This is a genomic window from Methylobacterium sp. WL7 (genome assembly GCF_008040085.1).
Lineage (GTDB): Bacteria > Pseudomonadota > Alphaproteobacteria > Rhizobiales > Beijerinckiaceae > Methylobacterium > Methylobacterium mesophilicum.
In genome coordinates this window covers 34,702-57,103 of sequence record NZ_VRVG01000004.1, presented here as the reverse complement: position 1 = coordinate 57,103, position 22,402 = coordinate 34,702, and the positions used below count along the sequence as shown (strand labels likewise).

The following is a 22,402-nucleotide window of genomic DNA, read 5'->3' as shown; positions in this document are numbered from 1 at the left end:
GCCATGCGATACGGACGACGGTTCTCCCTACCGATCGATCCTTGGCCGCAAGCCTCGCTCGGCGAGCGGATGTCGGTCGGCCTGGTCCTGACCTTGTTGCTGGCGGTGCCGATCTGCGCGGCCAGCGCCGTGATGGTGGTGAGCGCGACGATCGCGGCCTACATCGCCTGGTCCTACGATGTCGGCGCGTCGCTGCGGAACCTGATGGAACGCCAGGTCAGCAGGCTCGCCGACAGGCACGGCCGGACCGTCCGGAAGGTTTGAGCAGTCGAGGCGAGCGCGATCGGCGGCCGGGACGACGGGGTTGTTCTGAGAACGACCTCTGCAAAGACCAAGCATCGTGAGGCAGGGGGACAATCCGCCGCCGCAAACACCCTGAAGGAGCTGTCTGTTTTCGCCCGCTATCTCAGAAACAGGGCAGCTCCGGACAGCGACCGCTCAACGCCATCACCGTGCCACGCTCGACCGCGCCAGCAACAGCCCGAACCCGACCAGCAAGACGCCGAACACCCGGTCGATCCAGTGGCGCACGGCGAGGAGGCGATCCCGGACACGCCCCGCGGAGAAGAACAGGGCGACCAGCGCAAACCACAGGATGTGCGCGCCCGAGATGAAGGCACCATAGCCGATCTGCGTCGCCAACGGCGTCGATGGCTGGACCACCTGCATGAACAGGCTGACCACGAAGACCGTACACTTGGGATTGAGTGCGTTGGTCAGAAAGCCGATGCGCAACGCCTCAAGATCCGACGGCACGACAGGCGCAGCGGACGGTGCATCCGAGGTCGGCACGGCGCGCAGCATCTTGATACCGAGCCAGATGAGATAGGCTGCGCCGACCAGCTTGAGCGCATTGAACAACCAGATGGATTGCTGGATCAGTATGCCGACGCCGAGGATCGTATAGGTGACATGCACCAATACGCCCGCGCCGATGCCCAGCGCCGTCAGCAATCCCGCGCGGCGCGATAGCAAAAGACTGTTCCGCGTCACCATCGCGAAGTCGGGGCCGGGACTTATCACGGCCAGAATGGTAATGGTGATGACGGCGAGCAGTTCGGTCATGGTGACCTCGCAGAGGTGATGGCGGGCAGCCAGCGACAGGAGTTCATACCGGACTGTCTTTTTCAAGATCCCGGAGCTGCGCTTGTTCGGGAATGTCTTGAGTCGGGCGCCCTAAGATCGCTCACGGCACTCGGTTGTGCGCCACAGATAGCCGAGGCGAGGGAACGGAGATGTCCGGAATAATCCTCAGGTTGGCCGCGCGGTCAAAGCACCTCCCGCGCGGCTGCTCGCGCATCGCCTGTGGTTGAGGGCGCACACCCGATGTCCGCGGGCCAGGTTGGCCGTGGCTTGACCGTCCTTACACGCGCAGCGGCGCAACCCGGGGCAGCCCACGATCCCCGAACCATCGCGCATCACCGGGTCGTTTCCTTGCGCGCGTAAGGACGACATCGTCGGAATGACGCGCGAAACGGTGTATGGCGGCCCCGCAACCACCGCGTGACGCAGGTCCGATTTGACCTCGACGCATCGAGTGGGCCAGTCAGGTTCGGAACCGAGAGATCGCCATGTTCCGTTCCCTGATGAGTGCCCGGCGCTTCGCGCCGCTGTTCTGGTGCCAGTTCTTCTCGGCGTTCAACGACAATTTCCTCAAGAACGCGCTGGCCTTCCTGATCCTGTTCGGGATCGGCGGGCAGGCGGATGCCCATGCCGGCGTCCTGGTCACCTTGGCGAGCGCGGTGTTCATCGGGCCGTTCTTCATTCTGTCGGGCCTGGGCGGGCAATGGGCCGACCGGTACGACAAGGCGCTGATGGCCCGCCGGCTCAAGTTCGCCGAGATCTTCGCGGCCGGCACCGCGGTGCTCGGCTTCCTGCTGCACTCGGTACCGGTATTGTTCGTGGCGCTGGGCCTGTTCGGGACGATCGCGGCCCTGTTCGGCCCGATCAAGTACGGGATCCTGCCGGACCACCTGCGCCGCGAGGAGCTGCCGGCCGGCAACGCGCTGGTCGAGGCAGCGACCTTCCTGGCGATCCTGCTCGGCACCATCGCGGCCGGCGCGGCCTCGGCGATGGGCGGCTCCGGCCTGGTGTTCGGTGCCCTGGTGATGGGCTTCGCGGTCCTGTGCTGGCTCTCGGCCCGGATGATCCCGCCGACCGGGGAGGGGGCACCGGACCTGCACGTCGATCGCAACGTGGCGCGCTCGACGGCCTCGCTGCTGCGCGACCTCTGGGCCGACACGCGCCTGTGGCGCGGCTCCCTGACGGTGAGCTGGTTCTGGCTGGTCGGAGTCGTGGTGCTGTCGCTCCTGCCGGTCCTGGTGCGCGACGCCTTCAACGGCACCGAGACCGTGATCACCCTGCTGCTGGCGCTGTTCTCCGTCGGCATCGCGGTGGGATCGGGGCTCGCCTCCTGGCTCGCCAGCGGCCGGATCGTGCTCCTGCCGACGCCGGTCGGCGCGGTACTGATGGGACTGTTCGGCCTCGACCTCGCCTGGACGATCGGACACCTGCCGCCGCCGCCCGCAGAGGCGATCGGACCTTCCGACTTCCTGCAGACCGGGTACGGCCTGCGCACTGCGATCGGCTTCCTCGGCCTCGCCGTGTCGGGCGGCCTTTACATCGTCCCATCCTTCGCGGCCGTGCAGGCCTGGACCGAGAAGGCGATGCGGGCGCGCATCATCGGGGCGGTCAACGTCGTGACCGCGGCGTTCATGGTGGCCGGCACCCTGGCGCTGGCGGCCCTGCAGGGTGCGGGCCTGTCGAGTGCGAGCCTACTCGCGCTCGTGGGCGTGCTGAACCTGATCGTCGGCGCCGTGGTGTTCGCGACCCTGCCGACCAGCCCGTTCCGCGACGCGCTCTCGATCCTGTTCCGGGCCTTCTACCGGCTGGAGGTCCGCGGGCTCGACAACGTCGCGGCGGCCGGGCCGAACTGCATCCTGGCGCTCAACCACGTCTCGTTCCTCGACGCGCCGCTGGCGCTGTCGCTGCTCGATCAGGAGCCGGTCTTCGCGGTGGACAGCGGGATCGCGCAGCGCTGGTGGGTGCGGCCGTTCCTGCGGGTGACCAGGGCGATGCCCCTCGACCCGACCCGGCCGCTCGCCACCCGGACGCTGATCAACGCGGTCAAGAGCGGTGAAACGCTGATCATCTTCCCCGAGGGCCGGCTCACCGTCACCGGCAGCCTGATGAAGGTCTACGACGGCGCCGGGCTGATCGCCGACAAGTCGGGTGCCATGGTGGTGCCGGTGAAGATCGACGGGCTGGAGCGTACCGCGTTCTCGCGCCTGTCCCGCGGGCAGGTCCGCCATCGCTGGTGGCCCAAGGTGACCGTGACGCTGCTGCCGCCGGTGCGCCTCACCGTGGACCCGGCGCTGCGCGGCAAGGCCCGGCGCCAGGCGGCCGGGGCGGCGCTCTACGGCATCATGTCCGACCTGCTGTTCCGCACCGCCGACACCGACCGGGGCCTGATGGCAGCGCTGATCGACGCCGGGGACCGCCACGGTTGGCGCCGCACCGCCGTCGAGGACCCGGTCACCGGCCGCCTGTCCTACAGCCGCCTCGTCCTCGGCGCGAACGTGCTCGGCCGCAAGCTGATGTCGCTCGCCCCGGAAGGCGGCCGGATCGGCGTGATGCTGCCCAACGCCAACGGCGCGGCCGTGACCCTGTTCGCCCTGGCCTCTGCGGGCCGGGTGCCGGCGATGATCAACTTCTCCGCCGGCGCGGCCAACGTGCTCTCGGCGTGCCGGGCGGCGCAGGTCGACAAGATCCTCACCTCCCGGGCCTTCATCGAGAAAGGACGGCTCGGCAGCCTGATAGAGGCGATCAAGGGACAGGTCGAACTGATCTACCTGGAGGACGTGCGCGCCACCGTCACGACGCCGGACAAGATCCGCGCCCTGCTGGCCGGGCGCAAACCTCTGGTACGGCGCACGGGCGAGGATCCGGCCGCGGTCCTCTTCACCTCGGGCAGCGAGGGTACGCCCAAGGGCGTGGTGCTGGCCAACCGCTGCATGCTCGCCAACGTGGCCCAGGTGGCGGCCCGGATCGATTTCGGGCCGACCGACAAGGTGTTCAACGTGCTCCCGGTGTTCCACGCCTTCGGGCTGACCGCCGGGCTGGTCCTGCCCCTGGTCTCGGGGGTGCCGGTCTATCTCTACCCGTCGCCGCTGCACTATCGGATCGTCCCGGAGCTGATCTACGGCTCCAACAGCACGGTCCTGTTCGGCACCGACACGTTCCTCGCCGGCTACGCCCGGGCCGCGCACGCCTACGACTTGCGCTCGCTGCGCTACGTCGTGGCCGGGGCCGAGGCCGTGAAGGAAACGACCCGCAAGACCTGGGGCGAGAAGTTCGGCCTGCGCATCCTGGAAGGCTACGGCGTCACCGAATGCGGGCCGGTGGTCGCCCTCAACACGCCGATGTTCAACCGATTCGGCACGGTCGGGCGGATCCTGCCCGGGATCGAGACCCGCCTGGAGCCGGTGCCCGGAATCGACGATGCCGGACGCCTGTCGGTTCGGGGACCCAACATCATGCTGGGCTACCTGCGGGCGGAAAAACCCGGCGTGCTGGAGCCGCCGCCGGGCGGCTGGCACGACACCGGCGACATCGTGGCGATCGACGCCATGGGCTTCGTGACGATCAAGGGCCGGGCCAAGCGCTTCGCCAAGATCGCCGGCGAGATGGTTTCGCTCGCCGGCATCGAGGCGCTCGCCGCCGAACTCTGGCCGAACCAGCCGAGCGCGGTCGCGGCGGTGCCGGACGCGCGCAAGGGCGAGCGGCTGGTGCTGTTCACCCAGGAGAAGGGCGCGACGCGCCCCGCCTACCAGAGCTTCGCCAAGGAGCGTGGCGCCTCCGACGTAGCGATCCCCGCCGAGGTGGTGGTGCTGGACGCGATCCCGATGCTGGGCAGCGGCAAGGTCGATCAGGTCTCGGTGGTCAAGCTCGCGCACGAGCGAGCGAAGGAAACGGCGGCGGCCTGACCCTGTCGCGCCGCGTCCCCCAAACGGGGGATGCGTGCAGCGACACGTTGGCATGGTATCACGAATACAGTCATGATTCGATCAATCTTCAGTGATCGAGAATCATGGACTGGAATTCGCGATTCAGGCGCGTGTCGACGAGGGGTTGATCATGCACAAGGGCAGGCGATTTCCGATCTGGCTGACGCGGCGGGCCTATTTCAGGCGTCTCGAACGCTGGGCCAAGCTCGGCAAGGCGCGCAAGCCCGCGCCGCAGAACATCGCGATCGAGCCCGTCATGCTGTCGTCCAACGTCGTGCCGTTCCCGCTCCACCTGGCCCAGGCGGGCCGGCCGGCCTTCCCGGATCTGCGCGGCGTCGGCATCGGCTGAGCCGGCGCCCCGGGCCTTGCCTGCCGCGGCGGATCGGTGAATCTGTGCGCTCTGGTAGACCGGGGATCTGGAGGATGCGTGCCGCACCAAGGGCCCGATCCCGGCGCGGCCGCCGCGTCCCGGCTTCGCCGTGCGGTGCGCAGGGGCCTCGCGATGGCGGCGCTTCTGGCCGGGCTCGTCATGGCCGGCGCCGGGCTGGTCTGGCACTACGCCGTTTCGCTGCCGCCCCTCGACCTGGCGGCGGCCTCGGCACGCTCCACCGTCGTGCTCGACCGGGCCGACACGCTGCTGCGCCCCTTCGCCACCGCGGACGGCCGCTGGCGGCTTCCGGCCAGAGCTGCGACCGTCGATCCGCGCTACCGGGCGATGCTGCTCGCCTACGAGGACCGGCGCTTCGAGACCCATCCCGGCGTCGATCCGGTGGCGATCCTGCGGGCCGCCGGCCAATGGCTGGGGCATGGCCGGATCCTGTCGGGGGGCTCGACCCTGTCGATGCAGGTCGCCCGCCTGGTCGAGCCGCGCCACGGGCGTTCGCTGGAGGCCAAGCTCCGCCAGATGGTCCGGGCGGTGGCGCTGGAGCGGCAGCTCGGCAAGGCGGCGCTGCTCGACCTCTACCTGGCGCTCGCCCCCTATGGCGGTCCCCTCGAGGGCGTCCGGGCGGCGAGCCTGGCCTATTTCGGGCGCGAGCCGGCGCGGCTGACGGCAGCCCAGGCGGCCTTGCTCGTCGCCCTGCCGCAATCCCCGGAGACCCGCCGGCCGGACCGCTTCCCGGGGCGCGCCCGGGCCGCCCGCGACCGGGTGCTGGATCGGGTGGCCGGGCGGGGGCTGATCAGCATGGCCGAGGCCGCCGCCGCCAAGGCCGAGCCGATACCGGCCGGGCGCAAGCCATTCCCGATGCTGGCCGCCCACGCCGCCGAGGAGGCGGTCGCGGCCGAGCCCGGGACGGCGGTGATCCGCCTGTCCATCGACGGGCGGCTGCAAGCGCGCCTCGAAGACCTGGCCGCCGAGCGCGCCGCCGCGACCGGACCGGCCCTCTCGGCAGCTATCGTCGTGCTCGACAACCGCGACGGCCGGGTGCTGGCCCAGGTCGGCAGCCCCGGCTACCTGGATCCGAGCCGCCGGGGCGCGATCGACATGACCCTGGCGGTGCGCTCGCCGGGCTCGGCCCTGAAGCCGTTCATCTACGCCATGGCCTTCGAGGACGGGCTCGCCCATCCCGAGACGTTGCTGGAAGACCGTCCCGCCCGGTTCTCCGCCAGCTACGCACCGGAGAACTTCGACCTGACCTTTCAGGGAACGGTCACGGCGCGGCGCGCCCTGCAGCTCTCGCTGAACGTGCCCGCGGTGGCGCTGATGGAGGCGGTTGGGCCCGCGCGCTTCATCGCCCGTCTGCGGGCGGCCGGCGCCGGGATCCAACTGCCCCGCGAGGCCGCCCCGGGCCTGCCGGTGGCGCTGGGCGGCCTCGGCATCACGCTCACCGACCTCGCCCGGCTCTATGCCGGCCTCGCCCGGGGCGGCGGGGTGCCCGACGTCCTGCGCCGGGCCGGGGGAGCCGCGGGAGCGGGTGCGGAGCGCCGGGTCACCGAGCCGGTGGCGGCATGGTACGTCGCCGACATCCTGCGCGGGACGCCGCCGCCGGAGAACGCATTGTCGAGCCGCATCGCCTACAAGACCGGGACGTCGTTCGGCTATCGCGACGCCTGGGCGGCGGGGTTCGACCGGCACGTCACCGTGGCCGTCTGGATCGGGCGGCCCGACGGCGCCGCGGTCCCCGGACTCATCGGCCGCGTCGCCGCGGCCCCGATCCTGTTCGATGCCTTCGCGCGCCTCGGGATCGAGCCCGAGCCGGTCCCGCAGCCCCGCAACGCCCTGAGCGCCACCGGGGCCGGCGGCCTGCCGCCGCCGCTCCGGCGCCTGCGGCGCGACGGGGCGGAGACGGCCGGCCCGTCCCTCAAGATCGCCTATCCCCCGGACGGGGCCCGGATCGATCTCGGCCTCGCGGCCGAGCAGGCCGGGCACGGGGAGGGTGGTCCGGGCCTCGCCCTCAAGGCGCTTGGCGGCGTCCCGCCGCTGACCTGGCTGGTCGATGGCCAGCCGGTGACCCAGACGCCCCGCCGGCAGGCCGCGTGGGTCCCGAACGGCGCCGGGTTCGCGCGGATCTCGGTTCTCGATGCCACCGGAGCGAGCGACAGCGTCTCCATCCGCCTGGAGTGAAGTGGCGCCTCAGCGTTGCCGACGATCAGAGGCGCTGGGACGCGACATTATGTGCGGACCAATACGCTCGACGATGTCAGTCTTCATGGCGGGATTCATCGGTCATCAACGAATACCGGCCTAATGCTGGCCGGTGAGGTCGGTGATGGCTTGGAAGGTCGGCGCCGCGATCGCGGGGCTTCTCGGGTTGGTGGGTGTGACGGCCGGACTCGGCGGCGGTGCGGATCCGCGCCGGGCCAGCTGGCGTGAGACCTATCGGCCGCCCGCCGAGATCCCGTTCCCGGACGAGAACCCCTACTCGGCCGCCAAGGCCGACCTGGGCCGGCGGCTGTTCTTCGATCCGATCCTGTCCGGAGACGGCACCCGGTCTTGCTCCACCTGCCATCTCCCGGATCTCGGCTGGGGTGACGGACGCGCCCGCGCAGCGACGCGGATGCAGGGCGACATGGACCTGCGCACGCCGACGCTGATCAACATCGCCTGGCAGGACGGCCCGATGGGCTGGGACGGCAAGTTCAAGACCCTCGAATCCGTCGCGGCGATGCCGATGATCTCGCCGTCCAACATGAACCTGCCGATGGCCGACGCGCTCGCCCGGCTGTCCGCCGATTCGAGCTACGCGGCCGCCTTCGCCACCGCATTCAACGATCCCGCCATCACCCGGGACCGGCTGGAGGCGGCGCTGGCGACGTTCGAGCGCCTGATCGTGACGGGGACGAGCCCGTTCGACCGCTGGATCGCCGGCGACGAAGCTGCCATCGCCGAGCCGGCAAAGCGCGGTTTCGACCTGTTCAACGGCCGGGCCGACTGTGCCGGCTGCCATTCCGGCTGGTCGTTCACCGACAACTCGTTCCACGATATCGGGGTCGGCACCGGCAACGATATCGGTCGAGGCCGCTTCAAGCCCACATCGGTCGCCCTGCGCTACGCTTTCAAGACCCCGACCCTGCGGGAGATCGGCCACCGGGCCCCCTACATGCACGACGGCTCGCTGGCGACCCTGGAGGCGGTGATCGACCTCTACGACCGTGGCGGGATCGACCGGCCGAGCCGCTCCCGAGCGATCAAGCCGCTGCATCTCAGCGCGACGGAGCGGGCGGACTTGCTAGCGTTCCTCAAGACGCTCTCGACCGAAGCGGCCCCCGACCTGACGACGGCATCGTTCACGACCGCGGCCCCGGCGCCGTGACGGCGGCAGCGTAAATCACCGCGTCATTCCAGGGCGCCGCAGGCGAGCCCGGAACGACACGCGGGCTGCTTTGGCGCTACGGCGATACCCAACCCGCGGACACGCATCGTGTTGTGTGCCGACCGACGCCGAGCCCTCATAGGATCGCGACCGCGAACGTCAGCGCGCCAGACCAGGCTGCGGCACTCCGGTCGCGCGCCGCTCGCGCGCTTCCGGCGCGGCGCCGATACGAGCCTCGATGCCCGCGTAGCGGTGGGAGAGGTTCGCGAGGCTGACGATGATCCACACGCTCGCCAGCACGCTCGCCGACATCACGCCGAGAAGGACGTAGACCGTGCGGGTGTTGCGCCGCACTTCGACCGAGAGGTCGTGGGCGAGGTCCCGGTTGCCCTGGAACAGGGCGTCCCGCGCGGCGACCAGCTCGTTGTGCATCTCGCTGATGACGTGGGTGGCGTTGTAGAGCAGCAGCAGGTGGACGACGAAATCGTCGTCCGTGGTGGTGTTGAGGGCGGCCGCGACGCGCACGGCGAGCTGGCGCTCCCAAGGCAGGAGCTCCCGGCCGTGAACCGTCCGGTAGAACCGCTCGAGGTTGTTCACGGACGGAAGGCCTCGCGCCAGGCCGTGTGGAAGTTGCGCCGCAGGCGCCGGCCCTCGACGCGCAGGCGCATCGGCGCGGTGGTCGCTAGTTCCAGCCAGGTCGTGTGCTGGATCCGCAGCGCCTCGATCAGGCGCTCGCCGATCCGCTCGATCTCGGTGGCGCGGAAGTTCGGTTGCGCCCGCAGCTGCCGCACCACGTCGGAGGCCTCCAGATAATCGAAGTTGGTCGCCTGGGCGGTGTTCTTAGCGAGGATCGCCCGGTCGCATTCGAGCAGCAGCGGACGGAGCTCCCGGAGCACGTCGAGGGCGGTGGGATCGACGGCGCCGGCGGCCACGACCACGCAGAGGCGAATCTTCTCCTCGCGGCAGCTCTCGACAATGATCTCGGTGCTGCGCCGGGTCGTCTCGGTGTCGCCCGCCGGGAAATCCACCACGACGAAGCGCTCGGCCGCGTCGGACACGCGCTCGATCAGGTCCTGGACCAAGGTCGGATCGACGCGGCCGGTGGAGTCCTCAGCCCGCAGGCGCTGCCGGAAGCAGGACACGCCCGGACGGCGCGGCACGAAGTTCTGGCTGCCCGGATCGGTCTCGCGCATCAGCGCCGTGTGGAAGTGCCGGTTGGCCGGGTCGGTGTCGACCGCCAGGACCGGCCCGACCTCGGCGCAGAGATCCGCGATCTGCAACGCGATGGTCGTCTTGCCGACGCCGCCCTTGCCGCCGAGGCACAGGATCAGGACCTTGGTGTTGCCCGGGCCGAGCAGATCCTGCTGGATGTCCTGAAGCTCGGACGGGGTGTACCAGGCCGGAACCTTGAGCTGCGTGACGTCGATCATGAGAGTCTCCTTGACTTGATGGGCACAGGTCGGTGTCCGCGCGGGCGCCGCTGCGCCGTGCCGGGACGGTCCTGCAGGGGTTTCAGGGTCGGTATCGTCGATCCGGGCTCGTCCGGCGGGCAGCCGGGCCGCTCCCCTGCGCGCGGCCGATCGCCGACTGGGACGCGGTGAACGGGCCTCGCGACGGCGGGAGAACGGGGCCGCGGTTGCGGGCGAGTGGACCGGGCACGCTCAAGCCGCCGGTCCGCCCAGGCATCGGCCGACCGCTCGTCCACCGCCCGATGTCCGGCGGTGCCAGCGCCCCGGCGCAGAGGCCGCAGGATGGCGGAACCGGACGTGGCCCCGCCGGGGCATCGCGCCGTGCAGGTCGGGACCCGAAATGTTTGCCCTCGTCAAACCTTGCACTCCGTTGCCGGCCCAGGGCCGCAGCGGGACTGCGTCCGTTCGTCGTCTGGCCAGCGTCGCGCAGGACCGAGAGTTCGCTCAGCGCGGCGCGCGAGGCAAGCCCATAATCCGAACTGTTGACAGCTTATCCGCAAGATCGATCGCAAATTTGGAGACTCATTTTTGAAAAATTGTTTCCAACTTCGATGAGAGCCAGCAAATCACGGTATATAATACTTCAATATTTGACGGCTTTGATTTTTGTTGCGCAAATCAAGGCGACATCGAAGTAAAAATATTTTAAAATACACGAATGATGGATGTTGATCATTGAGGAACGTCATGATCGCGCTGCTCACGGCGCGTCGGCAGATCCCGTCCCGGAACACGATTGCGGTTGCCGGTGGAGCTCAGGACGGTGGACGGCTTGCCGTTTCAGGATGCGGGATCAGGCCGTCGCGGAACCAGCAACGCTTGAAATCCACAGCGTTAACCTTCCACTCATATTCGTTAATAAACCATTGGCGAGAAGCCTATTAACCTATCTAAATAGAGCGGTAACCACGGTGTCGACATGCACCGGTGAGGCTCCGATGCTAGCAATCAAGACAAAGCGCACGTCAGCCGGATACGCTCTCGCCACCGCCGGAGTCGCGAGCCTGGCGGCAACCGGCGAGGCCCAGGCCCACGTCAAATGGTTCTGCGCCTACGACGTCGCCGGGCAGCCCCAGGGCCTCGAGCAGGTGCTGTGCGCCAACTTCGAGGGGCTGACCGTGCTGGCCCTGGTGTGCCTGATGTTCGGATGCCTGGCCGAGGGCACGCCGCTGGGCGGCGCCCTGCTCAACGCGCTGGATCGCGTGACCACCCGGGTCCGGACCGACACCGAGCTGCTGGTCCGTGCCACGCTGGGCTTCTTCTTCGTCTCGCTCTGGGAACTCGGCGGCATCATCCTCACCCCGGAGCTCAAGACCGACGTCGCCTGGATCCCGTGGTTCCAGCTCGCGCTGGCCGCCTGCCTGATCTGGCGGCGGACCATGCCGCTCACCGGCCTGGGCATCGTCTTCCTGTTCAGCTTCGCCACGGCGCAGTACGGCGTGTTCCACCTCGCCGACTACCCGATCTTCCTGGGGGTGGCCGTCTACCTGATCTGCCGCGGCCTCGACCTGTCGCCGTTCGGCCTGCGTCCGCTCGACATCGTCCGCTGGACCGCCGCCATCACGCTGATGTGGGCGTCGATCGAGAAGTGGGCCTATCCGGAATGGACCGCACCGCTGATCGCCGCCAAGCCGCAGATGACGCTCGGCGCCACCCCCGAACTGTTCATGCAGGCGGCCGGCGTCATCGAGTTCACCCTGGCCTTCGCACTGCTCTGGACCCCGCTGGTGCGGCGCGCCTCGGCGATCATCCTGGCCGCGATCTTCGTCTCGGCGGTGTTCGAGTTCGGCAAGGTCGACGCGATCGGGCATTCCGGGATCATCGTCGTGCTGTTGGCGATTGCGGCCGACGACGTGCGGATTGCGGTGCGCGCCCGCCACGTGGTGCTGGCGCCGGCTTGGTACGGGGCCGCCCTCGCGCTGTTCCTGTTCCTCTACTACGCGGGCCACGCGGCCCTGTTCGGCGGGCTCGACGCCCTGCCGGTGATCTGAGGCGCGGATCAGCGCGCCGCAATCAGCGGCGCGAACACGTCGGTCAGGCCGGTGATCAGGATCTGGGTCCCGACGCAGAGCAGCAGGAACGCGAACAGGCGGCCGGTCACCCGCGCCCGGGCCGGGCCGATCAGCGCCACCACCCGGTCGGCCGAGGCGTAGATCAGCGCCACCGCGAGCGCCACGACGAGAGCCGCCAGGGTGACGCCGAGATAGAAGCCGAAGCGGTCCGCGTAGGCGGCGGGCCGGTTCGCCCCCAGGGTGATCGCCACCGCGATGGTGCCGGGCCCAGTGGTGAACGGCAGCGTCAGCGGGAAGAATGCGATCTCGGCCAGCGGCCCCGGCGCCGGGTCGCGGCTCGCCTCGATCAGGGTCGTCGCCCCGCGATCCTTCGAGCCGGACGCCTCGGCCTGCTTGCGTGCCTCGCGCGCCTCGGGCCGGTTGAGCTGGGTCCAGGCCGAGGACATCACCACCAGCCCGCCCGCGATCCGCAGGGCCGCCAGGGTCACCCCGAAGAAGTTGAGGATCGGCGTGCCGGCCCAGAGCGCGCCGAGCATAACCAGGGCGGCATAGACGCCGATCTTGCGCGACAGCAGAACCCGCTCGGCATGGCTGTAGGCGGTGGTCACCTGCGCGAAGATGAAGGCCCCGCCGATCGGGTTCACGATCGCGATCAGGCCCGAGAGGGCGAGCAGGAACTGCTGGATTGTGAAATCGATGCTCATCAGGGCCGCCGCCTAGACCAACGGACCTCCGACGGCCAGCCCGTCGTGCGCGTCAGCCCGGCGACGGCGCGGGCACCAGCACCCGGGCGGGAGCGAGGCGGCGGGCGCGGTGCACCTGCTGCACCGCGATCGGGCGGTAGAGCTGCTTGGTCGCGTGGACCACGTGCAGGCCGGCGAAGGGTAGGGCCAGGCCTGAGCCGAGCCGCTCCCAGGCGGGACCTGTGCGCAGCATCAGCCGCGAGCGCACCGGCGGCATGTACAGGGTCTCGGCCCAGCCCTCGGGCGAGAACAGCGTGTCGCGCATGAGCCGGCCGAGCTGCGAGCGGCTGTAGGGCTGGCCGTGGCCGAACGGCGTCGCCTCGCGCCGGGCCCAGACGCCGCGCCGGTTGGGCACCACCAGGATCATCCGACCGCCTGGGGTGAGGGTGCGCCAGACCTCCTGCAGTAGTTCCGTCGGGCTCTCCACCGATTCGAGCGCGTGGACCAGGACGACGCGGTCGATGGCGGCCTCGGGCAGCGGCATCATGGTCGGGTCGGCCAGGGCCGTACAGGACCGGCCGGTCCCCGGCCAGTTCACCACCCCCTGCGTCGCCGGCATGAACGCCAGGGTCCGCTCGGCGATGCAGTGGATCGGACCGAGATACGGCGTGGCGTAGCCCAGCCCGAGGACCCGCAGGCCCGAGACCGAGCCCAGGAACCCGTGAAGGGCGCGGGCGACGACGCGATGCGTCTCGGCCCCCAGGGGGCTGGCATAGAAGGCACGCAGGCCGTTGACGTCGAGACGCATGGACGAGCAGGACACCGAGCCCGGGACGATGATCAACCTCAATGGTGAGACGCGATGCGCGCCGCAAGCGCCATGGGTCCCCCCGGCGAAGGAACCCGCTCGACCGCCGCCGGTTCACGGCTGACGTTTCGCGCTGCGACGCGCCGGTGCATTGTCGCAGCCCCGGGAGAGGGAAACCGATGGCTGCCGAGACCGAGATCCGAACCTTCCTGTGCCGCAGCGACAATATCGGGGTCCTGATCCGCGATCCCGCCACCGGCGCCTGCGCGGCGATCGACGTGCCGGAGGCCGGCCCGGTCCTGAAGGCCCTGGACGAGACCGGCTGGCGCCTGACCGACATCCTCGTCACCCACCGGCACGGCGACCACATCGAGGGCATCCCGGCGGTGAAGCGGGCCACCGGGGCCCGGGTGGTGGCCCCCGCCAAGGCGGGCGGCGCGGTGCCGGACGTGGACGAAACTGTGCGCGAGGGCGACACCGTGCGGGTCGGCGGGCTCAGGGCCCAGGTCTGGGAGACCCCCGGCCATTGTGCCGACCACGTCACCTACTGGTTCGACGAGGCCAGGATCGTCTGTTCCGGCGACACACTGTTCACCCTCGGGTGCGGCCGGGTGATGGAGAGCCCGCCCGAGACCCTGTGGCGCTCCCTGCGTCGGTTCGAGCCTTTGCCCGACGAGACCCGCGTGTTCAGCGGCCACGATTACGTCCTGTCGAATGCTCGCTTCGCCCTCGCGGCAGACCCGGAGAACTGCGACCTGATGGCGCGCAAGGAGGAGGCCCAGCGCGCGAAAGCCGAGGAGCGCTTCCTGATTCCGACGACGATGGGCGCGGAGCGGGCGACCAATCCGTTCCTGCGCAGCAACCTGCCTGTCCTGGCTAAGTCAGTCGAACTTGGAGCCGGCACAGATCCGGAAGCGGTGTTTGTGGCACTGCGTGCGTGGAAGGACCGCTTCTAGAGACGGTGATAACCAAGAAAATTTTGTTGCGTTCTCAAGGCGAACTGACACATACCCTGTGCAAGCGGTACCAATCCGCTAAGTAACGGGCTCCCGGGGGGAAGCCGTAACGTCAACGCGAAGCGCCGGGACGCTTCCGCCGGTCTGATGGGGGTCCGTCTCGCCCTACCACCTGTCCACTTCCCGCCTGCCGCTTCCGTTCCTCAAGCCAGAATCCGACGGGGCTAAGGAAGAGGCGCTCAGCGCCAAGACCAGGGGTCCTTTAGCGGACACGACCGCCAGTGACGCGCTCCGCGACACCGGCGAAGTGGCTACCCCGTCGCGTCCCCGCGCGCCGGTCGCGGCCGATGTGAGGCTGCTCGGCATCGCCACCGAGCACCTGTCCCGTCTCGGGCCCAAGCGCGTGACGGTGGTGGCCGTTGCGGCGGAAGCCGGCATGACGCACGCCAACGTCTACCGCTATTTCCCATCGAAGGACGCGCTCCTCGACGCGGTGGCAGGGCGCTGGCTCCGAGAGGTCGAGGCTCGGCTCGCCGGCATCGCCGACGCACCCGACCCGGCCGACGACAAGATCGAGCGGCTGCTCACCGCCCTCGCCACGGTCCAGCGCGACGCCCTGTTCGACGAGCCAAACCTGTTCGCGGTCCATCTCGACGCCACGGTGTCGGCCCGGCCGATCGCCCGGCGGCATCGTGTTCGGCTGCGCAGTCTCGTCGAGCGCGTGGTCGAAGAGGGCATCACCTCTGGCATCTTCTCGGCCCGGGATCGGGAGCGGGCGATCGCCTACATCTTCGACGCGAGCTACCGCTTCACGCATCCGCTCGCGATCCAGCACGATGCGGACGTGCCGCGCGACCTGATCGAGGCGCGATTCGGGGCGGTCATCCACGCGATCCAGCGGGTTCTCCGGTCCGGGATCCTTTGAGCGCGAGCCGCGCCTCATTGTTGGTCGGCAACACATCGAAAGGCCCGGACATCGCGTCCGGGCCTTTCGCGTTTCAGGGCATGACACGGCGATGCGGCCGGGCCGGTTCGGCCATCGCGAATTTGATGAAATGACAGGATCTCAGATCTGTTATCTGAGCTTTGCCGCACCCGCGGCGCAGGGTGCAGTGCACCTAAAAGCCTCGCCGCATTGGCGTTTCGTCGCCCAGGCTTGCGACATCAACGTCAGGCCCGGGCCGGCGCGGCCGAGTCCGCAACGGTCCATCGGGTTGAAGCGACGAGGCTTTTCGGCCACACAGCCGCGCAGATTCCAGAGCGGCGAATCCCGCGCCGGCACCGACCAGCGGACGGTCCCGGCGCCTCGCCGATCCCACCGAAGACGACACGCAGCGGAGGTTGATCCGACATGGCTCGCAACAAGATCGCGCTCATCGGTGCCGGCCAGATCGGCGGCACCCTGGCCCTCCTGGCTGGCCTGAAGGATCTCGGCGACGTGGTGCTGTTCGACATCGTCGACGGCGTGCCGCAGGGCAAGGCGCTCGACATCGCCGAGGCCGCCCCGGTCGAGGGCTTCGACGCGACCTACGCCGGCGCAAGCAATTATGCGGCCATCAAGGGCGCCGACGTGGTGATCGTCACCGCCGGCGTGCCGCGCAAGCCCGGCATGAGCCGCGACGACCTGATCGGCATCAACCTCAAGGTCATGCAGGCGGTGGGCGAGGGCATCAAGAGCTACGCTCCGGATGCTTTCGTGATCTGCATCACCAACCCGCTCGACGCGATGGTCTGGGCCCTGCAGAAGTTCTCGGGTCTGCCCACCAACAAGATTGTCGGCATGGCAGGCGTGCTCGATTCGGCCCGCTTCCGCCACTTCCTGGCCGACGAGTTCAAGGTCTCGGTCGAGGACGTCACCGCCTTCGTGCTCGGCGGCCACGGCGACGACATGGTGCCGCTCACCCGCTACTCGACGGTCGCGGGCGTGCCGCTCACGGATCTGGTCAAGCTCGGCTGGACCACCCAGGAGAAGCTCGACGCCATGGTCGAGCGGACCCGCAAGGGCGGCGGCGAGATCGTCAACCTGCTCAAGACCGGCTCGGCCTTCTACGCGCCGGCCTCATCCGCCATCGCGATGGCCGAGAGCTACCTGCGTGACAAGAAGCGGGTCCTGCCCTGCGCCGCCTATCTCGACGGCCAGTACGGCGTCTCCGGCATGTTCATCGGCGTGCCAATCGTCATCGGTGCCGGCGGCGTTGAGCGCGTCCTCGAAGTCACCTTCGACCCGGCCGAGAAGGCGATGTTCGAGAAGTCCGTCGCCTCGGTGACCGGCCTGATCGAAGCCTGCAAGGGCGTCGACGCCAACCTCGCCTGAAGGAAGAGGCGAATGGCGAATCGCGCGTGGCGAATGGGGTCGGAGGCCATCGACGCCATCGCCATTCCCGACGCCTTCCATTCGCCATTCGCCACTCGCCACTCGCCATTCGCTTATCTGACGAGGCCCCGATGAACATCCATGAATACCAGGCCAAGGCCGTCTTGAAGGAGTTCGGCCTACCGGTCTCCCGCGGCGTTCCGATCTTCGATCCGTCGGAGGCCGAGGCGGCCGCCAAGGAACTCGGCGGCCCGGTCTGGGTCGTGAAGAGCCAGATCCACGCGGGCGGCCGCGGCAAGGGCACGTTCAAGGGTGCTCCCGAGGGCGCGAAGGGCGGGGTGCGGGTCACCAAGTCCATCGACGAGGTGAAGCAATACGCCGGCGAGATGCTCGGCCAGACCCTGGTGACGATCCAGACCGGGCCGGCCGGCAAGCAGGTCAACCGCCTCTACATCGAGGAAGGCGCCCAGATCGCCGAGGAATTCTACCTCTCGATGCTTGTCGATCGCGCCACCGGCGGCGTGGCCTTCGTGGTCTCCACCGAGGGCGGCATGGATATCGAGGCGGTCGCCCACGACACGCCCGAGAAGATCCACACGATCCCGGTCGATCCCGCCACCGGCGTGATGCCCCATCACGGCCGCGCGGTCGCCAAGGCGCTGGGCCTCTCCGGCGCCCAGGCCAAGGAGGCGGCCTCGCTCACGGAAAAACTCTACGCGGCGTTCGTGTCCAAGGACATGAGCATGCTGGAGATCAACCCGCTGGTGCTCTCAGCCGACGGCCACCTCAAGTGCCTCGACGCCAAGATCTCGTTCGACTCGAACGCGCTCTACAAGCACGCCGACATCGTCGCGCTGCGGGACGAGACCGAGGAGGATGCCAAGGAGATCGAGGCGTCGAAATACGACCTCGCCTACATCGCGCTGGACGGCACGATCGGCTGCATGGTCAACGGCGCCGGGCTGGCCATGGCCACCCTCGACATCATCAAGCTCTACGGCGAAAGCCCGGCCAACTTCCTCGACGTCGGCGGCGGCGCTTCCGAGGAGAAGGTCACCGCGGCGTTCAAGATCATCACCGCCGACCCCCAGGTGAAGGGGATCCTCGTCAACATCTTCGGCGGGATCATGAAGTGCGACGTCATCGCCCGCGGCGTCATCGCCGCCGTCAAGGCGGTGGGCCTGCAGGTGCCCCTGGTGGTGCGCCTGGAAGGCACCAACGTCGAAGAGGGCAAGGACATCATCCGGGGCTCCGGCCTCAACGTGATCCCGGCGGACGACCTCGACGACGCCGCCCAGAAGATCGTCGCCGCCGTGAAGGGAGCCTGATCATGTCGGTGATGATCGACGCGAACACCAAGGTCATCTGCCAGGGTTTCACCGGCAAGAACGGGACCTTCCACTCCGAGCAGGCCATCGCGTACGGGACCAAGATGGTCGGCGGCACCAGCCCCGGAAAGGGCGGCGCGAGCCATCTGGGCCTGCCCGTGTTCGACACGGTCGCGGAGGCCCGCGAGGCCACCGGCGCCGACGCCTCGGTGGTCTACGTGCCGCCGCCCGGCGCCGCCGACGCGATCTGCGAGGCCATTGCGGCCGAGATCCCGCTGATCGTGTGCATCACGGAGGGCATCCCGGTGCTCGACATGGTGCGGGTGAAGCGGGCGCTGACCGGCTCGAAGTCGCGCCTCGTCGGCCCGAACTGCCCCGGCATCGTCACGGCCGGCCAGTCGAAGATCGGCATCATGCCGGCCAACATCTTCCGCCAGGGCTCGGTCGGCATCGTCTCGCGCTCGGGCACGCTGACCTACGAAGCCGTGTTCCAGACCACCAACGCCGGCCTCGGCCAGACCACGGCCGTGGGCATCGGCGGCGACCCGGTGAAGGGCACCGAGTTCATCGACGTGCTGGAGTTGTTCCTCGCCGACCCGAAGACCGAGTCGATCGTGATGATCGGCGAGATCGGCGGCTCGGCCGAGGAGGAGGCCGCGCAGTTCCTGCGGGACGAGGCCAAGCGGGGCCGAAGCAAGCCCATGGTCGGCTTCATCGCCGGCCGCACGGCGCCTCCGGGCCGCCGCATGGGCCATGCCGGCGCGATCATCTCGGGCGGCAAGGGCGGCGCCGAGGACAAGATCGCCGCCATGGAGGCGGCCGGCATCCGCGTCTCGCCGTCGCCGGCCCGGCTCGGCTCGACCCTGGTGGACGTCCTCAAGGGCTGAGGCCAGCGCGCCTGCGTTGCGGCCGGCGCAGGGCCGCGACCCCCATATCGACCTTGTCGGGGCGTGTTCTCGCCCCGGGTCAATTTCAGGGCGATCCGCCCCGCGAGCGGGTCGCCGACAGGGCAGCCGGCCTGCCCGCGCGACAGGATGAACGGACCATGGCACGCCAGGACGTGAACGAAGCGCTTCTCGAAACCTCGTTCCTCTACGGCGCCAACGCCGCCTACATCGAGGAATTGCAGGCGGCCTACGCCCGCAACCCGGCCTCGGTGGATCCGGAATGGCAGGCCTTCTTCAAGGGCCTGGGCGAGGACGAGACCCTCGTCGCGAAGAACGCTGCGGGCGCGTCCTGGGAGAAGCCCAACTGGCCGGTGCCGGCGAACGGCGAGCTGGTCTCGGCGCTGGACGGGAACTGGGGCGCCCTGGAGAAGGCGATCGGCGACAAGATCGTCGCCCGGGACGCCAAGGAGCCCAAGCCCGGCAAGCCGGTCGACAGCGTCGCCGCCACCACGGGCGTGTCTGTGGAGCAGGCCGCCAAGGATTCGGTGCGGGCGATCATGCTGATCCGCTCCTACCGCATGCGCGGTCACCTGCACGCCAAGCTCGACCCGTTGGGGCTCGCCCCGCGCGGCGACCACGAGGAGTTGCACCCGCAGCATTACGGCTTCACCGAAGAGGCCGACTGGGACCGCCCGATCTTCCTCGACAATGTGCTGGGCCTCCAGTTCGGGACGATCCGCGAGATCGTCGACATCCTGGAGCGGACCTACTGCCAGACGCTCGGCGTCGAGTTCATGCACATCTCCGATCCCGCCGAAAAGGCGTGGATCCAGGAGCGCATCGAGGGCAAGGACAAGGAAATCTCCTTCACGCCCGAGGGCCGGCGCGCGATCCTGAACAAGCTGATCGAGGCCGAGGGCTTCGAGAAGTTCCTGGACCTGAAGTACACCGGGACGAAGCGCTTCGGCCTCGACGGCAGCGAGTCGATGATCCCGGCGCTGGAGCAGATCATCAAGCGTGGCGGCGCGCTCGGCGTGCGCGAGATCGTGCTCGGCATGGCCCACCGGGGCCGGCTCAACGTGCTGACCAACGTGATGGCCAAGCCGTTCCGGGCGGTGTTCCACGAGTTCAAGGGCGGCTCCGCCTCGCCGGCGGAGGTCGAGGGCTCGGGCGACGTGAAGTACCACCTGGGCGCCTCGTCCGACCGCGCCTTCGACGGCAACAACGTCCACCTGTCGCTCACCGCCAACCCGTCCCACCTCGAGATCGTCGATCCGGTGGTGCTCGGTAAGGTCCGGGCCAAGCAGGACCAGTGGGCCAAGCCGCATATCCAGCGCGCCAGCGTGCTGCCGCTTCTGATCCACGGCGATGCCGCCTTCGCCGGGCAGGGCGTGGTCGCGGAGTGCTTCGGCCTGTCGGGGCTGAAGGGCCACCGGACCGGCGGCTCGGTGCACTTCATCATCAACAACCAGATCGGCTTCACCACCGACCCGCGCTTCTCCCGCTCCTCGCCTTATCCGTCGGACGTGGCGAAGATGGTCGAGGCGCCGATCTTCCACTGCAACGGCGACGACCCGGAGGCCGTGACCTTCGCGGCCAAGGTGGCGGTCGAGTACCGGCAGAAGTTCGGCAAGCCGGTCGTGATCGACATGCTGTGCTACCGCCGCTTCGGCCACAACGAGGGCGACGAGCCGGCTTTCACCCAGCCGAAGATGTACCAGCGGATCCGCAAGCATCCCTCGGTGCTGGAGACCTACGGCCGCCGGCTCGTCGAGAACGGCACCCTCGACCAGGAGGCCCTGGACGCCCGCAAGGCCGAGTTCCGCCAGATCCTCGACACCGAACTCGACGTCGCCACCAACTACAAGGCCAACAAGGCCGATTGGCTCGACGGCCGCTGGTCCGGCTTCAAGGCCGTGCACGAGGACGTCGACGATCCGCGCCGCGGCCGCACCGCCGTGCCGGCCGAAACCCTGCAGGAGATCGGCCGCAAGATCACCCAGGCGCCCCCGGGCTTCCACCTGCATCGCACGATCCAGCGGTTCATGGACAACCGCGCCAAGGCGGTTGAGACCGGCGCCGGCATCGACTGGGCGACCGCCGAGGCCCTGGCCTTCGGGGCGACGCTGCTCGACGGCAACCGGGTCCGGCTCTCCGGCCAGGACGTCGAGCGCGGCACCTTCTCGCAGCGCCACGCCGTGGTGATCGACCAGGAGAACGAGCAGCGCTTCACGCCGCTCAACGCCATCCGCGACGGCCAGGCCTCGATCGAGATCATCAACTCGATGCTCTCCGAGGAGGCGGTGCTCGGCTTCGAGTACGGCTACTCGCTGGCCGAGCCGAACGCTCTGGTCCTCTGGGAGGCCCAGTTCGGCGACTTCGCCAACGGCGCCCAGGTTGTGATGGACCAGTTCATCGCGAGCGGCGAGCGCAAGTGGCTGCGCATGTCCGGCCTCGTGCTGCTGTTGCCGCACGGCTACGAGGGCCAGGGTCCCGAGCATTCCTCCGCCCGCCTGGAGCGCTACCTCCAGGCCTGCGCCGAGGACAACATGCAGGTGGCCAACGTCACCACCCCAGCCAACTACTTCCACATCCTGCGCCGGCAGCTGAAGCGGGACTTCCGCAAGCCGCTGGTGCTGATGACGCCGAAGTCGCTGCTGCGCCACAAGCGGGCGGTCTCGACGCTCGACGCGCTGGCCGAGGGTTCGACCTTCCACCGCGTCCTGTGGGACGATTCCGAGGAGGAGGGCGCGCCCAACAAGCTGGTGCGCGACGACAAGATCCGCCGCGTCGTCCTGTGCTCCGGCAAGGTCTACTACGACCTGCTGGAGGAGCGCGAGAAGCGCGGCCTGAACGACGTCTACCTGATGCGCGTCGAGCAGCTCTACCCGTTCCCGCTCAAGGCCCTCGCCAACGAGATGGGCCGGTTCCGCAACGCGGACGTGGTCTGGTGCCAGGAGGAGCCCAAGAACATGGGCGCCTGGTCCTTCGTCGAGCCCTACCTCGAATGGGTGCTCGGCCAGGCCGGCTCCGCGGTGAAGCGCGCCCGCTACGTCGGCCGCCCGGCCTCCGCGTCCACGGCCGTGGGCCAGATGTCCAAGCACCAGGCCCAGCTCCAGGCGTTCCTCAACGAGGCGCTGGCGGTCTGATTTTTTGAAAACCCGGCGGTGACCCATTCGGGCCGCCG

At 69.1% G+C, this 22,402-nt stretch carries 17 protein-coding genes; 12 read left to right on the top strand and 5 right to left on the bottom strand.

The window, feature by feature from the left end:
- The first annotated feature begins 3 nt into the window (after window positions 1-3).
- The gene (locus tag FV233_RS02030) at window positions 4-264 is read left to right on the top strand and encodes a hypothetical protein (protein ID WP_147855832.1); all 261 of its coding nucleotides are present in this window, start codon (window positions 4-6) and stop codon (window positions 262-264) included.
- A gap of 183 nt (window positions 265-447) precedes the next feature.
- Here the strand turns inward: FV233_RS02030 and FV233_RS02025 are convergent, their stop codons facing one another.
- Window positions 448-1,065, bottom strand: a complete 618-nt coding sequence (locus FV233_RS02025) for a LysE family transporter (RefSeq protein ID WP_147855831.1) — start codon at window positions 1,063-1,065, stop codon at window positions 448-450.
- A 506-nt stretch (window positions 1,066-1,571) separates the two neighbouring features.
- Between FV233_RS02025 and FV233_RS02020 the strand changes: the two genes are divergently transcribed.
- The 4 genes from FV233_RS02020 to FV233_RS02005 all read left to right on the top strand — a co-directional run bounded on the left by FV233_RS02020 (window position 1,572) and on the right by FV233_RS02005 (window position 8,758).
- Window positions 1,572-4,985 (top strand): acyl-[ACP]--phospholipid O-acyltransferase, encoded by a 3,414-nt coding sequence (locus FV233_RS02020; RefSeq protein WP_147855830.1) that lies wholly within the window; start codon window positions 1,572-1,574, stop codon window positions 4,983-4,985.
- A 151-nt stretch (window positions 4,986-5,136) separates the two neighbouring features.
- On the top strand, window positions 5,137-5,355 hold the full coding sequence (locus tag FV233_RS02015) for a hypothetical protein (protein WP_147896476.1): 219 nt from the start codon (window positions 5,137-5,139) through the stop codon (window positions 5,353-5,355).
- 153 nt (window positions 5,356-5,508) lie between these two features.
- On the top strand, window positions 5,509-7,569 hold the full coding sequence (gene pbpC, locus FV233_RS02010; RefSeq protein ID WP_187278038.1) for a penicillin-binding protein 1C: 2,061 nt from the start codon (window positions 5,509-5,511) through the stop codon (window positions 7,567-7,569).
- 145 nt (window positions 7,570-7,714) lie between these two features.
- Window positions 7,715-8,758 carry a cytochrome c peroxidase gene (locus FV233_RS02005; protein WP_147896474.1) on the top strand — a complete coding sequence of 348 codons (1,044 nt, stop codon included), beginning with the start codon at window positions 7,715-7,717 and terminating at the stop codon, window positions 8,756-8,758.
- A gap of 159 nt (window positions 8,759-8,917) precedes the next feature.
- On the opposite strand, the gene FV233_RS02000 is transcribed toward FV233_RS02005, so the two are convergent.
- Window positions 8,918-9,355 (bottom strand): hypothetical protein, encoded by a 438-nt coding sequence (locus tag FV233_RS02000; protein ID WP_147896473.1) that lies wholly within the window; start codon window positions 9,353-9,355, stop codon window positions 8,918-8,920.
- On the bottom strand, window positions 9,352-10,188 hold the full coding sequence (locus FV233_RS01995; protein WP_147854093.1) for an ArsA-related P-loop ATPase: 837 nt from the start codon (window positions 10,186-10,188) through the stop codon (window positions 9,352-9,354). The genes FV233_RS02000 and FV233_RS01995 overlap by 4 nt, the downstream gene beginning before the upstream one ends.
- 977 nt (window positions 10,189-11,165) lie before the next feature.
- Between FV233_RS01995 and FV233_RS01990 the strand changes: the two genes are divergently transcribed.
- A complete protein-coding gene (locus FV233_RS01990; RefSeq protein ID WP_147896472.1) occupies window positions 11,166-12,218 on the top strand; it encodes a hypothetical protein in 1,053 nt (350 codons plus the stop codon).
- An 8-nt stretch (window positions 12,219-12,226) separates the two neighbouring features.
- On the opposite strand, the gene FV233_RS01985 is transcribed toward FV233_RS01990, so the two are convergent.
- A complete protein-coding gene (locus FV233_RS01985) occupies window positions 12,227-12,943 on the bottom strand; it encodes a MarC family protein (RefSeq protein WP_147854094.1) in 717 nt (238 codons plus the stop codon).
- Window positions 12,944-12,995: 52 nt separating this feature from the next.
- Window positions 12,996-13,730 carry a class I SAM-dependent methyltransferase gene (locus tag FV233_RS01980; protein WP_147854095.1) on the bottom strand — a complete coding sequence of 245 codons (735 nt, stop codon included), beginning with the start codon at window positions 13,728-13,730 and terminating at the stop codon, window positions 12,996-12,998.
- A gap of 179 nt (window positions 13,731-13,909) precedes the next feature.
- Here FV233_RS01980 and gloB point away from each other — a divergent pair, with 179 nt between their 5' ends.
- The 6 genes from gloB to FV233_RS01950 all read left to right on the top strand — a co-directional run bounded on the left by gloB (window position 13,910) and on the right by FV233_RS01950 (window position 22,364).
- Window positions 13,910-14,686 carry a hydroxyacylglutathione hydrolase gene (gloB, locus tag FV233_RS01975; RefSeq protein WP_147896471.1) on the top strand — a complete coding sequence of 259 codons (777 nt, stop codon included), beginning with the start codon at window positions 13,910-13,912 and terminating at the stop codon, window positions 14,684-14,686.
- Between the two features lie 307 nt (window positions 14,687-14,993).
- Entirely contained in the window at window positions 14,994-15,611 is a 618-nt protein-coding gene (locus tag FV233_RS01970) for a TetR family transcriptional regulator (RefSeq protein ID WP_238261510.1), read from the top strand.
- 426 nt (window positions 15,612-16,037) lie between these two features.
- Window positions 16,038-17,000, top strand: a complete 963-nt coding sequence (mdh, locus tag FV233_RS01965) for a malate dehydrogenase (RefSeq protein WP_147854097.1) — start codon at window positions 16,038-16,040, stop codon at window positions 16,998-17,000.
- Window positions 17,001-17,131: 131 nt separating this feature from the next.
- Window positions 17,132-18,328 carry an ADP-forming succinate--CoA ligase subunit beta gene (sucC, locus tag FV233_RS01960; protein WP_147854098.1) on the top strand — a complete coding sequence of 399 codons (1,197 nt, stop codon included), beginning with the start codon at window positions 17,132-17,134 and terminating at the stop codon, window positions 18,326-18,328.
- A gap of 2 nt (window positions 18,329-18,330) precedes the next feature.
- On the top strand, window positions 18,331-19,215 hold the full coding sequence (gene sucD, locus FV233_RS01955; RefSeq protein WP_147854099.1) for a succinate--CoA ligase subunit alpha: 885 nt from the start codon (window positions 18,331-18,333) through the stop codon (window positions 19,213-19,215).
- A 158-nt stretch (window positions 19,216-19,373) separates the two neighbouring features.
- Window positions 19,374-22,364 carry a 2-oxoglutarate dehydrogenase E1 component gene (locus FV233_RS01950; protein ID WP_147854100.1) on the top strand — a complete coding sequence of 997 codons (2,991 nt, stop codon included), beginning with the start codon at window positions 19,374-19,376 and terminating at the stop codon, window positions 22,362-22,364.
- Window positions 22,365-22,402: the final 38 nt, after the last annotated feature.

Excerpts from the sequence above, each read along its gene's own strand:
- FV233_RS02030 (WP_147855832.1), top strand. The coding sequence starts at position 4 with ATGCGATACGGACGACGGTTCTCCCTACCGATCGATCCTTGGCCGCAA.
- FV233_RS02025 (WP_147855831.1), bottom strand. The coding sequence starts at position 1,065 with ATGACCGAACTGCTCGCCGTCATCACCATTACCATTCTGGCCGTGATA.
- FV233_RS02020 (WP_147855830.1), top strand. The coding sequence starts at position 1,572 with ATGTTCCGTTCCCTGATGAGTGCCCGGCGCTTCGCGCCGCTGTTCTGG.
- FV233_RS02015 (WP_147896476.1), top strand. The coding sequence starts at position 5,137 with ATGCACAAGGGCAGGCGATTTCCGATCTGGCTGACGCGGCGGGCCTAT.
- pbpC (WP_187278038.1), top strand. The coding sequence starts at position 5,509 with ATGGCGGCGCTTCTGGCCGGGCTCGTCATGGCCGGCGCCGGGCTGGTC.
- FV233_RS02005 (WP_147896474.1), top strand. The coding sequence starts at position 7,715 with ATGGCTTGGAAGGTCGGCGCCGCGATCGCGGGGCTTCTCGGGTTGGTG.
- FV233_RS01995 (WP_147854093.1), bottom strand. The coding sequence starts at position 10,188 with ATGATCGACGTCACGCAGCTCAAGGTTCCGGCCTGGTACACCCCGTCC.
- FV233_RS01990 (WP_147896472.1), top strand. The coding sequence starts at position 11,166 with ATGCTAGCAATCAAGACAAAGCGCACGTCAGCCGGATACGCTCTCGCC.
- FV233_RS01985 (WP_147854094.1), bottom strand. The coding sequence starts at position 12,943 with ATGAGCATCGATTTCACAATCCAGCAGTTCCTGCTCGCCCTCTCGGGC.
- FV233_RS01980 (WP_147854095.1), bottom strand. The coding sequence starts at position 13,730 with ATGCGTCTCGACGTCAACGGCCTGCGTGCCTTCTATGCCAGCCCCCTG.
- gloB (WP_147896471.1), top strand. The coding sequence starts at position 13,910 with ATGGCTGCCGAGACCGAGATCCGAACCTTCCTGTGCCGCAGCGACAAT.
- mdh (WP_147854097.1), top strand. The coding sequence starts at position 16,038 with ATGGCTCGCAACAAGATCGCGCTCATCGGTGCCGGCCAGATCGGCGGC.
- sucC (WP_147854098.1), top strand. The coding sequence starts at position 17,132 with ATGAACATCCATGAATACCAGGCCAAGGCCGTCTTGAAGGAGTTCGGC.
- sucD (WP_147854099.1), top strand. The coding sequence starts at position 18,331 with ATGTCGGTGATGATCGACGCGAACACCAAGGTCATCTGCCAGGGTTTC.
- FV233_RS01950 (WP_147854100.1), top strand. The coding sequence starts at position 19,374 with ATGGCACGCCAGGACGTGAACGAAGCGCTTCTCGAAACCTCGTTCCTC.